The sequence below is a fragment of the Acinetobacter lwoffii genome (assembly GCF_029024105.1).
Taxonomy (GTDB): domain Bacteria; phylum Pseudomonadota; class Gammaproteobacteria; order Pseudomonadales; family Moraxellaceae; genus Acinetobacter; species Acinetobacter lwoffii.
The window spans coordinates 2,400,912-2,418,124 of sequence record NZ_CP118963.1; the positions used below are offsets into that span (position 1 = coordinate 2,400,912).

The 17,213-nt window shown below is 38.5% G+C and carries 14 protein-coding genes; 3 read left to right on the plus strand and 11 right to left on the minus strand.

What is annotated here, in order from left to right; translation table 11 throughout:
• Positions 1-182 precede the first annotated feature (182 nt).
• The gene (locus PYW33_RS11655) at positions 183-1,016 is read left to right on the plus strand and encodes a TIGR02391 family protein (RefSeq protein WP_004646165.1); all 834 of its coding nucleotides are present in this window, start codon (positions 183-185) and stop codon (positions 1,014-1,016) included.
• Positions 1,017-1,046: 30 nt separating this feature from the next.
• Here the strand turns inward: PYW33_RS11655 and PYW33_RS11660 are convergent, their stop codons facing one another.
• Positions 1,047-4,187, minus strand: coding sequence for a type I restriction endonuclease subunit R (locus tag PYW33_RS11660; protein WP_004646164.1), 3,141 nt, complete (start codon positions 4,185-4,187; stop codon positions 1,047-1,049).
• Positions 4,188-4,261: 74 nt separating this feature from the next.
• The gene (locus PYW33_RS11665) at positions 4,262-5,380 is read right to left on the minus strand and encodes a restriction endonuclease subunit S (RefSeq protein WP_004646163.1); all 1,119 of its coding nucleotides are present in this window, start codon (positions 5,378-5,380) and stop codon (positions 4,262-4,264) included.
• A 63-nt stretch (positions 5,381-5,443) separates the two neighbouring features.
• Here PYW33_RS11665 and PYW33_RS11670 point away from each other — a divergent pair, with 63 nt between their 5' ends.
• On the plus strand, positions 5,444-6,208 hold the full coding sequence (locus tag PYW33_RS11670; RefSeq protein WP_004645258.1) for an IS5 family transposase: 765 nt from the start codon (positions 5,444-5,446) through the stop codon (positions 6,206-6,208).
• 140 nt (positions 6,209-6,348) lie between these two features.
• Here the strand turns inward: PYW33_RS11670 and PYW33_RS11675 are convergent, their stop codons facing one another.
• Positions 6,349-9,063, minus strand: a complete 2,715-nt coding sequence (locus PYW33_RS11675) for a type I restriction-modification system subunit M (RefSeq protein WP_016807165.1) — start codon at positions 9,061-9,063, stop codon at positions 6,349-6,351.
• 299 nt (positions 9,064-9,362) lie between these two features.
• Between PYW33_RS11675 and PYW33_RS11680 the strand changes: the two genes are divergently transcribed.
• A complete protein-coding gene (locus PYW33_RS11680; RefSeq protein WP_004646161.1) occupies positions 9,363-9,776 on the plus strand; it encodes a hypothetical protein in 414 nt (137 codons plus the stop codon).
• Between the two features lie 41 nt (positions 9,777-9,817).
• Here PYW33_RS11680 and PYW33_RS11685 read toward each other — a convergent pair whose 3' ends face one another.
• The 8 genes from PYW33_RS11685 to PYW33_RS11720 form a co-directional block, all read right to left on the minus strand.
• Complete coding sequence (locus PYW33_RS11685) at positions 9,818-11,428, minus strand: HNH endonuclease (protein WP_004646160.1); 1,611 nt, start codon at positions 11,426-11,428, stop codon at positions 9,818-9,820.
• Positions 11,429-11,518: 90 nt separating this feature from the next.
• Complete coding sequence (locus PYW33_RS11690) at positions 11,519-12,532, minus strand: HNH endonuclease (RefSeq protein WP_004646159.1); 1,014 nt, start codon at positions 12,530-12,532, stop codon at positions 11,519-11,521.
• Positions 12,525-13,109, minus strand: coding sequence for a class I SAM-dependent methyltransferase (locus PYW33_RS11695; protein WP_016807129.1), 585 nt, complete (start codon positions 13,107-13,109; stop codon positions 12,525-12,527). Before PYW33_RS11695 ends, PYW33_RS11690 begins: the two co-directional genes overlap by 8 nt.
• A gap of 73 nt (positions 13,110-13,182) precedes the next feature.
• The gene (locus PYW33_RS11700) at positions 13,183-13,413 is read right to left on the minus strand and encodes a helix-turn-helix transcriptional regulator (protein ID WP_004646156.1); all 231 of its coding nucleotides are present in this window, start codon (positions 13,411-13,413) and stop codon (positions 13,183-13,185) included.
• Positions 13,414-13,492: 79 nt separating this feature from the next.
• Positions 13,493-14,377 (minus strand): recombination directionality factor, encoded by an 885-nt coding sequence (locus tag PYW33_RS11705; protein WP_004646155.1) that lies wholly within the window; start codon positions 14,375-14,377, stop codon positions 13,493-13,495.
• Between the two features lie 195 nt (positions 14,378-14,572).
• The gene (locus PYW33_RS11710; protein WP_004646154.1) at positions 14,573-15,631 is read right to left on the minus strand and encodes a YqaJ viral recombinase family nuclease; all 1,059 of its coding nucleotides are present in this window, start codon (positions 15,629-15,631) and stop codon (positions 14,573-14,575) included.
• A gap of 175 nt (positions 15,632-15,806) precedes the next feature.
• On the minus strand, positions 15,807-16,838 hold the full coding sequence (locus PYW33_RS11715; protein WP_004646153.1) for a DUF932 domain-containing protein: 1,032 nt from the start codon (positions 16,836-16,838) through the stop codon (positions 15,807-15,809).
• A gap of 20 nt (positions 16,839-16,858) precedes the next feature.
• Entirely contained in the window at positions 16,859-17,137 is a 279-nt protein-coding gene (locus PYW33_RS11720; RefSeq protein WP_004646152.1) for a hypothetical protein, read from the minus strand.
• Between the last annotated feature and the right edge of the window lie 76 nt (positions 17,138-17,213).

Genomic DNA, 17,213 nt, shown 5'->3' on the forward strand with positions numbered 1-17,213 from the left:
TTTTTAATTGTATTTCTCTTAATAAAAGTCAATAAGTTGATAAGAGCAAGATTGAGATGGTGACAGTTTAACTCACCTAAAATCCCTAATGAAATCTAATCATTAAAAAAATTAAAGCGCTAGATTTTTACCCCAATTTACCCCATCATCTTTTCAAACAACGACTCTTTATTTTTATAAAAATGTTCAAAACAGAAAACTACTATCATGTCGATTATTTAGGTGACGCTGGAATCACAGAAACATGTCTCTTTAGCCTACACAATTTAATCCAAACTCATGCAGATCTAAGTTATGCACTATTGCTCACAAATGAACAATCTCATGCCTTTATACTTAAAGATCTAAACGAAAATTATTACATCATCCGTGGTGGATTCACATCAGGTTATTCAGGCGAAGGACCAAAAGGTCTAGCAAAAGCCCTGACTACTTTAAGAAAGCATCGAATTGAAACTGAAGAAATCCTAGTGTCCACAAAGCTCCTCAATAGATTGAATAGCTCATCATTGAGTGACCAGGATATCGATTTTATTTTTCAACAAAAAATCATTCGCCCGATCCGTCTGCATGACTATATTTATCCATTTGAAAATGAAATAGCCCAAACTTTTAAGTTAAAGCGTTATTATCCACTAGAGCTGCCGTACTCGATTATTGATGAAAGAATTTTTGACTTAGCTTTACTGTTTAAGCAGGATCCCGACTCCGCACTAACAAAAGCATATAAACGACTTGAAGATATTGTTCGTACACGTACAGGTATTAATGAGCATAGCACCAAGCTATTTGCACAAGTCTTTCAAGGTGAAGATACCATTCTCACTTGGGACGTACCAGACAGCGCAGAGATTAAAGGTCGAGTAAATTTATTCACGGGTGCGTATATGGCTTTTCGAAATGCTCGTGCACATCGAGAAAAAGATGAAAACTTAATTCATCAATATCGTGAGTTTTTATTGATCAATGAGTTATACCTATTAGAAGCTGAAGCAATAAAAATAGAATCAAAATAAGACAAGGCCATCTGGCCTTGTCTTATTTCACTATGCTAATTCTTTACCATTGCTCAATATAAATTTCCTTAGCATTGCATTCACTCGAATATTAACTTTGAATGGAGGAATGGCAGTTCCATCTTTAGCTTCTAAATATTGTTTCGCTTTGACTTTATCTACTGAGGCTAGAAGCTCATCAAAACGCCCAAACTCATTGATATTGTTTTCAGTGACTTGAGCATTCATGAGTTGTCTTAACTTCGTTTCATCAAGTCCTAATGCATTTGCAAGATGATGTATATCATCCTCTTTCGCTTGAACTTGATATTCAGTAATGTAATCTCTAAATGACTTACCAGCGATCAGCTCTACATCCCCTCGCTGTACATCATGCAAGAAGATGTTGGCAAACTTCTGTTCCTCGGCACTGAGCATTGCAAAACTCTTATGCAATTCATTTAACGCATCTTCAACAGAAAGCTCTAAATCGCCGTTATGCAGTGCTTTCAGATATTTATCAAAACGACTGTTCATGTAATCTGAATCGATTTTATCCGTATCGATTTCTGTTAAATAGCCTTCCACTTCAAAAGGTATGTTACCGCCACCTGATCCTCCACCATTGCCACCATTCGAGAACAGTTCTTTATAACGCAGTGCCAGAACTAAGAATGTTTGCTCATCTAACTTTAATTGAATGGTAAATTTCTTTTTCTGCTCATCTATAAACTCATAACTCAACTTATCCCATTTAAAGCCCTGAATTTTAGCTGCTTCAAGATATTCGTTGAGTTGTTTAAACAATTTTGCAAATAAAGCACATGACTGATCATCTTCCGGTAACTTATCAAAATTAGACACATGGGCATTTTTAAATAGGTCATCAATTTTTTCAAAGATGTCATTGATGTTTTTTAAATTGCTTGGCAATTTATCAACAAATAAAGCCAATGGCTTATCACCCGAATATAATTTTACCGCCGCATCGATATTACGTTTCATGGTGTGCGGTCGACGATAATAACGAATAATACCAAAAGGCTTATCTTTACCAAACAAACGATTGGTACGTGAGAATGCTTGGATTAGATTTGCATATTCCAATACTTTATCTAAATACAGTGTATTAACCCATTTTGAGTCAAAACCTGTCAGCATTTGATCCACTACAATTAACAGATCAAGCTGTTTTTCTGGCGTATGTTCAATACGCTTATAAGCTTCTTTATGTGACAAACGATCCGCTATATCGGTTTTCATTTTGGCATGGTTGGCTAAAGTAAATTCCATACCATAAAGTGCATTGTAATCCTCAATAATTTCGACCAGACCTTCCTCTTTAAAAGCTGCATTGCCTGTGTTATCGATATTTGGATCAAACAAGGCTGTGACTTTGAGCTCTGGCATCGCCTTTTTAATCAGTCGATAGTACTCAATTGCTTCAGGAATACTACTGGTCGCAAACATGGCATGGAATTTATTATTTTGGCTGTACTGCACCCAATTGTCTTTGATATCTTCGACAACTTTATTGCGATGCTCTGTACGATGATACTGTGACGTTGGCAGATAATCCTCAATCCCTTTGATGTATTTACCCGTCTTATCCGTATGTCCTTCCATTGCAACTTGCTTGCTATCCATAAATCGCTGATAGACTGCTTTTTTCTCAGGATCATCTAAGGCTTCTTTTACCGTATTGGCTTTAGCCTCATCAAGTGCAACTGCTTCACGCAACTTAGCATCTTTATAGGTTGAAACTAAATAAGGGTCAAAGCCTAAAACGTTTTTATCTCGAATACCGTCTGCAATACTGTAACGGTGCAATTCATTCCCGAATACCGTTGCCGTGGTATTCATATTTTTTTCATTTTCTTCTTGAATCGGTGTACCTGTAAAACCAAAGAATACAGCTTGTGGGAAGGTTTCTTTAATGGTCATCAACATTTCACCAAATGTAGAGCGATGTGCTTCATCTACAATGATGACAATGCGTTTTTTATTGATCAGTTCAATGTCATGTGCATTTAAACCGCCATCTTCATTTTTGATATTACTCATTTTTTGGATTGAGCTCACAATCAAGACTTCATTTGGGTTTTTACTTTTTAGCTTACTGACTAATGCATGCGTGTCTTCAGTCGCTTGGACAAAGTCTTCGATCTCTGAAAAGTTGTTATATTGCTCTAGTGACTGTACACCTAGTTCAATACGATCCATCAAAAAGATGACTTTATCTGCATCTTTGGAGGTCGCAATGAGATGAGCTGCTTTAAAGCTGGTCATGGTTTTACCTGAGCCAGTGGTATGCCAAACAAAGCCACCTAAGCGATCACGCCCATCCCATTCAATACGTGCCACACGATCTGAAATAGCACGTACCGCAAAGTATTGATAGCTACGCATGACTTTTAAAATACCATCAGTTTTATCTGCAATGGTATAAAAGCCTATGAGCTGATGCGCCATTGGAATGGACAACAGCGTTCCTGCAATCTCTTTCCAATTATTAATCGGCTCGTTATTAAAATCTGCCCAGTTGAAATAAAAGTCTGAGTTAAATTTTCCATCAGGGCCAGGGTTGGCAAAGTACCAAGTTTCCTCTGGGTTCATGGCAACAAATATCTGCACCAAGGAAAACAAACCTGTAAAAATGCCTGAACGTGCATAATTTTCGATTTGATGTGACGCTTGGCTGACGGGTACACCTGAGCGTTTCAATTCAATATGAAAGAGTGGCATACCATTAATAAGCAGCATAATGTCGCCACGACGGTCATTTAAGATTTTAGATTTGGTTGGGAATTTCGGTTGTTGCGCAATTTGATAACGGCTTTTACCTGCGGCAATTTCTTGACGGTCGTAAATGGTTAAGCTGACTTCTTTGTCCAAATGTAGTTTGTCATTTGGATTGTCTCGTTTAATGGATACCGTTTTACCGTTAATAAATCCATTGAGGGCAAAAGGCGTGCGGAGTGTATTGATCTGTTCAATAATCTGAGCCATTTCCCCTTGGGTTAACGGCTGATTATTCAGTCGATCAATTTCTCGGTTGTTTTGGAAAAGAATCTCTGCCCAGTTATTAATGAGATCCTGTTCTGTTGGATTTTTAATGACATCTTGCCAACCTTTTTTTAAAAGGAGGTCAATGAGTGCTTGTTCAAATGCTGTTTCGCTTTTAAAGGTCATATCAATTTAGGTTTTATCAAGTCAGTATTTAGATTTTAAAATCCCCCTTTAAATAAAGGGGGATATAGCAATGATTAAACAAACATTTTTTCTAACAATGCTTGTTTCAGATTTTTTACAGTTTGGAGCTGTTGCTGTTGTAACTTGATTGTTTCATCTAATTGTTTAAAGAACTGACCAACTTTCTGTTGTTCCTCAAAAGAAGGACAATAAATTGGCATTTCCATAAAAATCGTATCTTTTATTGCTAAACGATCTGAACGTGCCCCTGTATCACCATTCAGAAACATAAACTTATGCCAAACAGATGTTTCGAAATAAGTTTCTAAGAATTGATGATCAACGTCATGTGTTCTAAAAACAAAATATAGTGGAGAGACAACACCTGTACGACCAAGCTTATTTCTCTTAACCGGACCAACTGGAGCAAAGTTTGAGATACGTGGGTTATAGATAAAATCATTATCTTTTACAACGTAATATCCTCCGATATTATTTGTATTTGAAATATCTTTATCAAAAAAATCACGTTGAGAAATTACACCAAACTGTGCAGAGTTCGTAAAAGTTTCTGAATACAAATGCTCACTATTCTTTTCAAGAACTTTGAAAGAAATATCCTTTAACTGCCTTTCTTCCCAATCACCACTAAAACCTTTTAAACGAATTTCAGGACACAGGATGCCCTGTTTTGGAAACATTTTTTCCAACATCGCTTTTTTAAAGTTTTGCGTTTGAGCCAATTTCTTTTCATGTAAAGCAATGGATTGGTCAAGGTTTTGGAAAAACTCACCAATCTGAACTTTTTCCTCTTCTTGAGGAAAATAAAAATTCATTTCCTTGAAAGCACCAATCGTAATTTGATTGATAGTAGCACCTAAATTTCTATTAACTTGATTTGTGAAATTATTCGAATCAAATAAAGCATTGATAAAATCAGGTTGAGATGATTTTACGCCAGTCATGAATGCACCAATGACTGTATTTATCATCTTATTCTTGATAGTTGCATGTTTGCCAATTAAGCTTCTTGAACCATTTCGGACAACAACAATAATGTCTCCTTCATCAACATTTTGGGAGTATGCAACCTCCGAACGAACATATACATTATCTAAGAGTGAAATTTCTCCATTCTGTACATTAGAAGAACGTAAAACTAATGTTCCATTTTTATTAGGGTCTGTTGACATTTACTGTTCAAAAAAATAGCGAGAAAGTAAAATTTAATCGCCAAACTAAATTTACTTCTCGCTATGCCTCGTACAATGCTGAATGATCAACACTGGTCTAAGTTACTTTCTATTTTCCGAAATTTTGATATCTATTTCAAATCTAATTTGAGAAATTTTGTCGAAGCAATACTTTATAGAATAAGAACAGGCTGCCCATGGCGTGATTTGCCTAAAGAATTTGGTTCGTATAACTCAATCTTTAAAAAATATAATCGTTGGTGTAAAAATGATAAGTTAATGAAAATATTTAAATTAATTTCTTCAAGTGCTGATATGGAATGGGTTTTTATTGATGGTAGTCATGTTCGGGCACACCAACATTCTGCTGGAATAAAAGATCAGGATATTTCTAAAAGCATTGGTGGAAATAGTTCTAAAATACACTTAGCTGTTGATGCGGATGGCAATCCAATCGAAATTATTATCTCCGATGGAACGATACATGATGTCAAGATTGCTCCCAAAATGATTGAAAAACTTGATTTGAGTGAAACGGAAGTATGTTGTGCAGACAAAGGATATGACTCTGAATCATTAAGAGAACAAATATCTGCGAAAAAAACTAAAGCGAATATTCCAAGAAAATCAAATACTCAGTCAAATAATGATCATATGGATTGGTATTTATATAAAATCAGACACTTAGTTGAGAATGCATTTTGTAGGTTAAAGCAGTTCAGAGGAATAGCAACACGATATGATAAGCTAAAGTGTAGCTATGAGGGGGCAGTTGCATTAGCTTGTATATTTATTTGGCTACCTTTATCGGGTAAATTCTATACTTGAAATGTCAACAGACCCTAGTAATATCATTTGGAGAATAAGTTAAACCTGAATAAAAACTAACTTCATTAGAAAGATTTTTTTCAAACCAAGACCCATTAAATTGATTAAATCTCACTTCAGGGCACTTTTGCTTTTCCACATTACACCCCTTTTAACAATGCTTGAAACTGTGCCAAACCTTGCATATCAAACTCATCACCAGTTAAGTCATCAATCAAGTCTGCAAGGCTATGCTCTGCTTCAGTCAGCTTTTGCGTGGTTTCCGTATAGGTCACTGCATACTTATCTGCTAAAGCCTGTACCGTATCGGTCAAATGCTCAATCACTTCATTCGGCAATGCCAAAATCGCAGAAACAATCGGTTCAACCCACTTCGCTTCTAGCAACGCTTTCACTTGCGCTTCTTCTAAAGCTTCTATCGTGGTTTTGGTTAAAAGATGCAGTACAGCTTCGTCTTTACTAATCTGTGCTTTTAACTCTTTTTCTTGTGCAAGTAACTCATCCACCTGCACCAAAGTTGCCTCTAAACTGCCTTCTTCAAAACTAAAGCCTGAACGTAATTGCTTTAAATACGCTTTAACTTTTGGGGCTGCATAAGTGCCATCTTTATTTGCTTCAATGTTTGACCATTGCACTTCTGTATGGTCTTTTACAAACTGCTCTTTTTGAGGCTTTTTCGGTTTAGGGTCTGTACCTAAAAACTCAAGATACTCATTGAGTGCAACAATTTCAGGCGTTTCAATTTCCGCATAAGCTTGCTTTAAGGCTTTAGCAATTTCGGCAGGCACAAAAGCATCATTGGCTTCATTTAACAACTGCTCTTTATCTTCTTCAGATAAAGACTCCATCAAAGACTCAATCTCTGCACTGGCTTCTGCAAGTTCACGCTCTTTGGCTTTTAATGCTTCCAACTCTTTAGACAATAAACGCTGCTGTACTAGATCAAATGGCAATACATAGCCTAGCCAACCTTCTTGTACTTCATGCTCTTTACCATCTTTCTTTTTAATCACGATATTTGGATTAACGATTTTGGCAGCATTCAAACCTTCAGATTGAATAATCTCCAAATCACCTGCAATACCTTGCCATTGGTCATCTAAAGCTTGGTACGCCTGATATTTATCCACCAATGGAATATCAGCTAAACGCTTAAAGATGTCTTTACTTAAAACATCCTCTTGCTGGGCAATGTGCAAGCTTTGCATTTTGCCAATGAGTTCGCCTTTTAAGTAATCCTTAAAATCAGCAAATGCGGTATTAAATTGACCAACAAAGCCTTTTACATCTTGATGGCCTTGAATCGCTTGGCTAATTTCAGTCACCGCCAAATTCACGTAAGGGGTATCGCTTTTTGTAAATAAGTCTTGGCGTAACTGTGGGAATGCTGCCCAATATGCTGCATGTGCATCAATTTCTTTTTTAGGAATACCGCCAAACATGGTGGCATAAATATCCCATGTTTCAGCCGTTGCTGAAGAATCTACATAACGAGGAATATTGAGGTTATAGCCCTGATCCTGAATTTCTTTTTGCGTTACTAGACGTGAGAACTGCTCAACGTCTTTACGTTCAATCACGGTATCGACAATTTTCTTAATATTCGATGCTTGTAGATGGTTGTTCTTACCGAGCTTCACGAACCCTTTAGATGCATCAACAATCAATACGTCTGTGGTTGGGCGTTGTTGTTTTAAAATAATAATGACCGTTGGAATACCCGTACCAAAGAAAATATTGGCAGGTAAACCAATAATGGCATCAATATGGTTTTTCTTAATTAAATTAGTACGGATACGCTCTTCTTCACCACCACGGAACAACACGCCATGTGGTAAGACAATGGCCATAATACCTTTTGGTTTTAAATGATATAAATCATGCAACAGGAACGCATAATCCGCCTTGGTTTTAGGAGCTAAACCAAATTCTTTGTATCGAGGATCTGCATCTTTATTTGCTGGATCCCAAGCTTGTGAATATGGTGGATTAGATACCACTGCATCTACATAAAGCGGTTCGTAAGTATTAATTGGATCATTGTCTTCAAAAAATGGCCAATCATCTTCTAAAGTATCGGCATTTCTTGCCACAATATTGGCAGGCAAAATACCACGCATCACCAAGTTCATACGGGTTAAGTTATAAGTATTCTCTTTTAACTCTTGTGCGTAGTATTTGATTTTATTGGCATCATTGACATGCTTAGCCACCGAGCTACCAATATTAATCAGCAATGACCCTGAGCCACTTGTTGGATCGTAAATTTTAATTTCAGGCTGGTCTTTTAAATGATGTGCAATGATTTCAGACATAAGAACTGAAACTTCATGCGGTGTATAGAACTCACCTGCTTTTTTACCTGCATTCGCAGCAAAAGAGCCAATTAAGTATTCATAAATGAAACCAAGCACGTCATAGTCTTGCTTGCTATTCATTGGGATGACTTTAATCAGTTGCAACAAGTCACTGATCGCTTTGGTCTGGCTATTTGAGTTATCGCCAAGCTTGCTAAGACCTGTTTCTAAGGTTTTGAAAATACCATCAAACACTTTTTTGTGAGAGCTATGAATGTGGCGTGAAAAAGCGGAAAGGGCATCACGAACATCAGCAACGGTAAAGTCTAAGCCTTTATTGAGCCATGTTGAGAATAGGTCATCATGAGCGATGAAATAACCGATACCATTTTTAATAAATTCTACTGTTTCAGCATCTTCTTCTGTCAGTGCTTCAATATCTGATTGTGCAAAATCATTGGCTTCTAAAAAGCTTAATTCTTTATCAGACAAGAACTTGTAGAACATGAAACCTAGGATATAGTCTTTGTATTCATTTGCCTCAATCTTTGAGCGCATTTTGTTTGCGGAATCCCAAATTTTGGAAGCGAGTTGTTGCTTGTTCATAGGTGGTCTACATTTAATCAAATATTAGAGCATTCGTAGATGCTTAAAAGAGGTTATAGCCTGTCAATACAGACCAATCAATTGCCCATATTCTCGGTAATTTGAGCATATAGGACAACTGTTATTTTGAGTTATTTACACACTCATTCAACTAATAAAATTAAGATGAAAAATTGAATAATTTTTCGTTATTTAAGTCGATTATAATGGATAGCTTAATATTGTAATGCAACATCAAAGGTCTTAATAAAATGCAGCAACATTGGCTTGCTTATCATCAAGCGCATTCTGAAGAAAATCCCTTCCCTTACGCTGCTCTTGAGCAATCTATTGTCTACTCGAAAGAAGAATTTCGCCTTAATGCAGGTGATATTATTTGGATGATTCAGGGCGAAAAAATAAGTAATAAAGAAACCCGATATACATTAGTTGATTGTTTTACCGTTCATGCAAAAGCAACACCGCCTGCTATAGTCTCAGATGATTTTTTGTATGCCTATAAAGGCAAAAAATCCTTACTAACCTTACCGTTAGAATTGGATAAATCAAATGAAGATTGGCAGTTAATCCATCAAAAATTTCTAACCAAAAGGCCTGGCTTAAAAAAAGTGACCACCATTGAAGCGACTGCTCTAAAAAATATTAGTGGTATTACTAAATTCTAAATATTTCCCTTTGCAGTCATAAAGCTGCAAAGGGTATGCCTTTAATTAGGTTGCTGCATTTGAATAAGAATAATCCCATGAGGCATCACTTTAATACCATCATTACTTTCACCAGTTTTCAAAATCGTCTGCCAGTAATCAGTAGAACGTTTTCCACTGAAAATCGTGGATGACAGTTGTGTATTCACTAGAAATGGAAGAGCCGCAAAATTTCTTAGAAAATTGCGGATATTAATCCATAGCTGATCAGGGAATTTTGTTTGAAATGGCTTATTAGGATAGTAGGCACCACCTACCGTACTATAATAATTACTAATTAAATCTCGTACGAACGATAGCCAATTATAAACAATCTCTTCTTTACTCAAGCGAAAAGCTTTTAAGTGTTCGAGCGGAATGACCTGCCCTTTTTGAATTTTACTTTCGATCTGGCCTGTTCCAATATCAAAGTTATATTTCCCGATATAGAACTCTTCAGCAATGATATTCATCAACTGAACCAACTGACTAACCTCAAGCTCTCGAGGATTTTCCCCTATATCAGTTTTATAATCCAAGCGTGTTTCTAATAGATCTGAATGAATAAAAAATGAATAGAACGTCCTTTCTATGCTGCTGTATGAAATTGGTTTTTCAGTTGCCTTACCTGCCATATCAATATAGTCACGCAATTTATTGTCTTGGCTGGTAATTACTGCATTACGAACTGCATCCAAAACGTAGCGTTTAATCTCACGAGCTTGGCCTTTAAAGTGAGATGCTAAATCCTTTTCTGAAAAGGTGAAATCATTTACGTCACGTGCCGTATCTGTACGGTAACGCTGCAACTTATCTTGATATAACGTACTACCTAAATGTCGTTGTACAGATTTATCAAATGCTACTTGTTTTAATGTGGTGCCAGCGTTGAAATTTGTCGTAATCAACACGTCAGCATCTACATCAACAAAAACCCTTACAGGTAAAGAACGCACGCCTAACATGATTTGTGCAGCTGCTTTATGTTGACCATCAAATATAAAGATACCCGACTTATTATGCTCACTCTTCATCCATGCTAAAGGAATATGCAGTTGCGGTCTCTTTTGATAAAACTCTTCAACTAACTTACCAATATTAGGACCAATTGATCTTGGATTAATTCGTTGATCATGATGTAGATATTCTATTGGCATTTTTGCGAAGAAATATTTAAACGCACTTAGATCATCCTGATAGAGAGGTAATTGATAAATTTTTTCATCACCTATACTAGATAAGCTGAACTGAATGGTGTCACCTTCAATTTTAAAACTAATTTCATGTTTCCCACCATTAGCCTTATCTAGAATATGCGCTAAATTCGGAACTTTATTATCCTGCTGTAAGTCTTCTTTTAATTGTTTAAAGCGTTGCAATATCCGAGCAACTTCAAGATTACTTGCCTGTTTTGACCTATTGCAACTCGCATGTGTTACTGCAAAATTACTAGGATCATCTTTGCCATTATGAGCAGATGGAATCACATGATCGATATCAATACTGTCAGAGTGAATGACTAAATCTATTGGCTTTTCACAAATAAAGCACTGACCTTTTTGTGTTAAATGAAGATCATTAATTAATTTTTCTCTTTCATTTACGCTCAATCTGTTTAGATATAATGAAGCCATTCCTAAATCACCCACTGTTCTTAATGCATATATAAATTTTTATCTGAAGTATTAAATCATATAAGTTTCTTCTTCTTTTACATATTGTTTTCACTTACCTATAGACCAAATAGAATAATTATTTTCTATTGCCTGAGCATATGCCCAGTCAGCCACTTTATACGAACGCTCTTTATCCGTTAAAAAACCCAGTACGGAAATTCGATCCACAATCAGCAAATCCTGTTCTTCATTACGTTCTTGCCACTTATGCAAAAATTCATCTGATGCAAGCAAATTACTCTTCTTAGAATTACAGCTTGAATCAGCCAATACAAAGTTATGCCCTGTGTCCGATGGATACATTGACCAAGGAATAAAATGATCAACTACATAATTGCCTTTACGCATTGGCTTATTACAGTAGAAGCATTTACAGTCTTGTAGATCCACTAATACATTTGCTACTGCATTTAACTGGTTTCTATTCGGCTCAAACATGAATTGTTCAAGGTTCGGTAACTGATTCAAGATTGGTGCATTGCTACTGTTCTTCCGGATGTAGTCAATCCAACGTTTCTGACACAGCTCTTCAATAATCTCACTGAACTGCCTTAAGCAATACATGACTTGAGGTAAAAGAATGAGCTGATTCCCACACTGATCTAGTTGATATAAAAACTCAAAATCTTGACCATTAATATTCTGTAAGAAAGTTACAGGCATTTTTCTAACAATGATTTTTACCTCATTAAGTAGCGCCAACCATACCAATGAATCTCGCCTTAACACCCCAAGTGATGAATAATTTTTTCTATGTTCAATTATCCGCTTCACAATAGCTGCCTGCTTACCATTGTTTTGATTCAAGATCAGCTGTCCTTGATCATTAAAGGTATATGGCACAGCCTGCTTCCAATACAACTCAATAAACTTTTCAGCAATCTCTGTATACTCAAGTGATAGGCTTTTGCCTGAGTCTTCACCTTTTTCAATAGCCAATCGGCTAAGGCTAATCAGTAACGCAAATTTATAGGTACTGCTAAAACTACCTGACTGTAAAATCAGCTGAATATTTTTAAGGAACTTAAGCTGCTCCTGCGCTGTAGGAATAAAATCAGGCATGCTTTTTCCAAAGTAGATTTAACCACTTTTCATCACGATCTGGACGTTTATCTATCGTAATCCATTGTTGTAACAGTAAAGCTTGATCGATCTGCTTAAGTAAGTCATGCGCTTGCTGCTCATTTAGATCAGTAAAGCTACGCCCGTCTTTCTCACGGTCTGTATTACCATATTTAAAAGACATGTAACACACACCATTTGGCTTTAGTGCTTTAAATATGTGCCCCATCACTTCAGGCAAACAATCTCTGTCACAGTGTAAAAGAGAAGCACAGGCCCAAATACCATCGTACTTCTCACTCTCATTTAATTCATAGAAACTTTGTTGACGTACTTCAATGCCGGTCAACTCCTTGGCCTTTTTAACCAGCTCGGCAGAATAATCTATTGCCTCAACTTGATAACCTTTATTTTTAAAAGCGAAGGAATCACGCCCCGAACCACAGCCCAAATCCAAAATAGACGCTTGTTCCGGTAAATACCTTAAAAATGGTGCGTAAAGGCTTTCCATTTCGACCTTGAAAGTTGAAGCTGTAAATTCTTCTGCATGCTTATTGTAGTAGTCTATTGTTTTCATTACAGACACTTAGGCTAAAAGACATTTTTAGTCTACAAGAAAACAAAAAAATAAGGGAGCTTTTGCTCCCTTTCTATTCACGGCTCGCCAACTTATTTTCCATCCATTGATGGATCTCATAAGCTGACCAGCCGATACGGTTCTTGGTGATTTTTACTTTCTTCGGAAAAGTAGGATCATAATAAGGTGAGTTCTCATCCATCATTTCATAGATGGTGGAACGCCCCACACCAACAAACGTTACAACTTGTTTGATGCTAATAAATTGGTTCATCTGAAAAGTCTGACCTACAAAGGCATTCATGATGTTTACTCCTATCTCATGATTTCGAGCAACTCGCTCATGAGATACGGCAATCCCGTAAGGTTTTACCCTGTCCGTTCTAATTCAGAGCCGTCACAGATCCTTTTAATCCCTGCTGGATATTAAATGCAGTCTGAGCCTCCTCGATCTGCTGTCCCTCAACAGGCTGATAAAACTCCTCAACCACATCCAAGCCTTCCTCCATATCCACGTCCATCCTTCCATTCCCAAACCCCTTTCTCGCGGTAAAGTCCAAAGCCTCCTGATAAAACCCTGCCTGTTTGCTCTGTTCATCAATTTGCTTCGCCTGAATAATAGCCTCATTGAGACTAATCCCTTCCCTTAAAGTCAAATCCACGTAATAGACCGGTTGACGATAACTCTGTGTCGTACTCTTGCCTCGCAATATCAGCTGCAATGGGAGGCAAGACAACAAACCATTTGATGCTGCATGGTAATAACTCAGTCGTGCAGCCAAAGTCCGAATACTATTAAAGCCCGTGGTTCTAAAGATGAATGTGCCAAATTCATCCGACTCATCTAAATTGACATGTAAACGTCCATAAGGTTTGCAGTTGCCACCTTGAGCCAGAGGACATAAGTCAGGAGATGGACAGGGTTGTTGCTCGACCCCTTGATTGGTTAAACGTTGGCAGGCTTCTCCATTACCGACGCACACTGGCCGTCCGGTCTGTCGGTCAAATAAGGTGTATTCAGCGCGTAAGTTCAGATCAGGATCATTAAAGATCATTCTGACGGGGATTGAGCGTAGCTTTTGATTGGGAGTATTAGCTCGAAGCTGATCATCTAATGGATGTTTCACCCATCCCTCTTTGCTTTGAATCTGGGAAGTAATAGTGAACTGGTCATCTTTTTCCGGTAGACGCTTGCCATTCTTTTCGATCATCCGACCGATACTGATACGCCCCAAGATTGGAGGGGTAATTGCTAAACCTTTAATCATGTTGATATTCCTTAATGTATTACGTTACAAATTTGGGTCTATCTATGTAGGTCGGAACAAGGACCAAATAAGTTACCCAAAGAATGTAGAGCCAGATAAAGTGCTACAGAGATCGCGACCGATTTGCTCTCTACCGAAGGGTAGAGAGCGGGGAGCGATTTTTGTGAATTTTTGATTTGGTGCTGTAGATAGGGCTTAGTCGGTATAGATGTTGAATCGACGACTGCCCTGCTTTTCAAGTGGATAAAGCTCAATAAGCTCAGGCTGATACTGAAGCAGTGCCTTGGTATTGAGGCTGATGGAGTCCTTGGCTTTCTTCCAGACCACTGAGCCATGTGCAAAGACAGCCCTTTCTTTGTCTTGCATCATCATCTGAATTTCATGTTTAAGTTGGTCAAAGCGTTCCTGCTGATGCTGAATCTCTTCCTTCATTTTGATGAGCTTGTCGAACATCAAATTGGCATTTTCATTTTGCGAGAGATCCTCTACAGTCAAGGGTATATGCGCTGGATAGAGCTGCTGAATAGCTTTGGCTGCCGATTCACTGGCATCCACTGATGGAGGGATGTCCTTTTCCACACACTCCCAGAAATATCGTTCTGCTTTGACAATATGCTCAATCACTGATTCAGACCGTGTCACTTTGAAGATCTTGGTTTCATGTCCACAGATCAAGACACAAACATGTGCTGCCTGCTTGCCTGTCACCGCCAGTTGATGTTGCACCTGACACAGCACGTACAAAGGCACACCATCACGCCACAACTTAGCACCATGCTCACCTGCTGTTTTACACTCCAAGATCTGAACATCATCACTGCCGACCACGCTGTAATCCAGATTGGCTAACATAAAGTGTTTATCGGGATCAGGATGCTGAAGTACCGCATTGATCCGTCGCACCTTGTTATTGGTGTGCATGCTATAGAACTCTGCCACCAAAGGTTCCAGCTGCTTGCCCCAATACAGCGGTGCTACACCTGAGCTTTCATCTTCTATGGATGGAGCCTGTCGTCCTGTTTTGATCAGCCAGAGTTCCAGCATCGACATATAGGGATTGAGACCACAGGCAGTCGCGGCATCACTGCTGCCAATGCCTTGCTTACGAACTTCGAGCCAGTCCTGATATTCCATCCCTTTGGTGTTGACCAGTCGCTTGGCTGCTGTTGAGCGTTTGGTGGTGATGGTTGGATTGACTACAATCTTTGATCCTACAGTCGTAGGCTGATGGGTAATAGATGCAATTTGATTCATGGATTTATCCTTATAAATTCTGATCTCTATAAAAGAAATGCATAAAAAAGCCATACCCGACACGAGGTCGGGTATGGCGATTTGTTTGCTGTTTTAATTGAGAGGGGTTACATGAGTGCTCTGATGAGCATTTGTTTGGGGTGACTTGATTGCAACATAAGTGAGTCGATTAATTTCAGGCGATCAAAGCAAGCGCTTGCTCCAGTCCTCGTTGTTTCACACCCGCACCTGCACCAAACCAAGCTGAATCAATTCGGTGATCTGTACTCATGGCACGTCGTTCATGATCCACAAATTCTGTGATCGAACAAAGTAATCCATAAGCAGTGTCTTTTGCTGATGACAAGTCAGCACCACGACCTTGACCATTGAACATGTCCAAGGCCTTATTCATGGCACGACCATTTGGTTCAGGCTTTTTCTCCTGAGCCTGCTGAGCGACATTACGGTAGAACTGAATGATGTTTTCTTCAGGATCAGAAATTGCCATGGTGCTGTTATTAAACACCGCATCAAAGTAGGCTTTGGCTTCTTGCTGACTCACCTTACGCTGTGTGAGCTGTTTCATTTCATACATGTGTTCATCCCAAGCACGAACTGAAATACCCAATTGCTGTTTCACTTTCTCGGCATCAAACTTGGTGCTATGTGGAACTTTCACTACACCAGCACTACTGCTCTGCCCACGTAGAGCAATTGCTAAAGTGTTGTTACAAACCACCCGGATACTGGTGAACTGCGCTGTAGTTGCCAAAGTACCATCACATGCAGTAGCCAGCAGAATATAACCATTACTAACATCCTTAGACTTTAATGCAGTGCTTTGCCCAGTACGCGCTAATGCCCAGAACTTCTTCCCGCCTTTCAAAACCCCTGCGGTTTCTAGCTCAAAACCTGATTGCTCAGTCAGATCCCGGTAGAACTCCAGAATCTCTTTGGGTTGAACTTCCTGGTAACGCTGACTGACCACAGATAAAGGCGCATGTGTATCTGAGCGATACAAGACACGCTGCTCTTCAAACGGCATGATGATGCTCTGACCACGTTCATTCTGGGCCATATAGCTGACGTTCGAGGATTCAATCCGCCAGTCCATTCCGGCTTGCTGTGCCCAGACTTCCAGTGGTTGTTTCGGACTCAGCTGGTTACCTAAACCATGCCAAGGGGTTTCGCCAACATAGGCGATTTGTTCGATTTGATGTGCCATCGTTCTTATCTCCTAGGTTATTAGCGGAAGTTCTGCTGACATTGATTACAGTGGTAGTAGGTCATAGTGATTGGCTTTTTAGGCTCATTAAACACGCTGCTAAATAAACCACCAATGACCGCACCTGCAAGCCCGCCAAGCAGTGGTGATACAGGCAAAGGTAAACCCTTTGAAATGGATGCACCGATGGTTGCGAACGAAGTTGATGCTGCTAGACCTGTGGAATTAGAACCACTCACCTGATGATTAACAACCTGAATGACCTGATCCGACAAACAATAAGGACAATTTAAACTCATAATATATACCTCTAGAAATGACAAAGGCTCACCGATTGGTAAGCCTTGCAAAGTTAAAAAACTCGTTTTCATCTAG

Bases quoted from the DNA above. Each gene is read 5' to 3' on its own strand.
- PYW33_RS11685 (WP_004646160.1), bottom strand. From the start codon at position 11,428: ATGGCTTCATTATATCTAAACAGATTGAGCGTAAATGAAAGAGAAAAA.
- PYW33_RS11680 (WP_004646161.1), top strand. From the start codon at position 9,363: ATGCAGCAACATTGGCTTGCTTATCATCAAGCGCATTCTGAAGAAAAT.
- PYW33_RS11670 (WP_004645258.1), top strand. From the start codon at position 5,444: ATGCCTCGTACAATGCTGAATGATCAACACTGGTCTAAGTTACTTTCT.
- PYW33_RS11675 (WP_016807165.1), bottom strand. From the start codon at position 9,063: ATGCGCTCAAAGATTGAGGCAAATGAATACAAAGACTATATCCTAGGT.
- PYW33_RS11715 (WP_004646153.1), bottom strand. From the start codon at position 16,838: ATGGCACATCAAATCGAACAAATCGCCTATGTTGGCGAAACCCCTTGG.
- PYW33_RS11665 (WP_004646163.1), bottom strand. From the start codon at position 5,380: ATGTCAACAGACCCTAATAAAAATGGAACATTAGTTTTACGTTCTTCT.
- PYW33_RS11705 (WP_004646155.1), bottom strand. From the start codon at position 14,377: ATGATTAAAGGTTTAGCAATTACCCCTCCAATCTTGGGGCGTATCAGT.
- PYW33_RS11710 (WP_004646154.1), bottom strand. From the start codon at position 15,631: ATGAATCAAATTGCATCTATTACCCATCAGCCTACGACTGTAGGATCA.
- PYW33_RS11695 (WP_016807129.1), bottom strand. From the start codon at position 13,109: ATGAAAACAATAGACTACTACAATAAGCATGCAGAAGAATTTACAGCT.
- PYW33_RS11655 (WP_004646165.1), top strand. From the start codon at position 183: ATGTTCAAAACAGAAAACTACTATCATGTCGATTATTTAGGTGACGCT.
- PYW33_RS11660 (WP_004646164.1), bottom strand. From the start codon at position 4,187: ATGACCTTTAAAAGCGAAACAGCATTTGAACAAGCACTCATTGACCTC.
- PYW33_RS11690 (WP_004646159.1), bottom strand. From the start codon at position 12,532: ATGCCTGATTTTATTCCTACAGCGCAGGAGCAGCTTAAGTTCCTTAAA.
- PYW33_RS11720 (WP_004646152.1), bottom strand. From the start codon at position 17,137: ATGAGTTTAAATTGTCCTTATTGTTTGTCGGATCAGGTCATTCAGGTT.
- PYW33_RS11700 (WP_004646156.1), bottom strand. From the start codon at position 13,413: ATGAATGCCTTTGTAGGTCAGACTTTTCAGATGAACCAATTTATTAGC.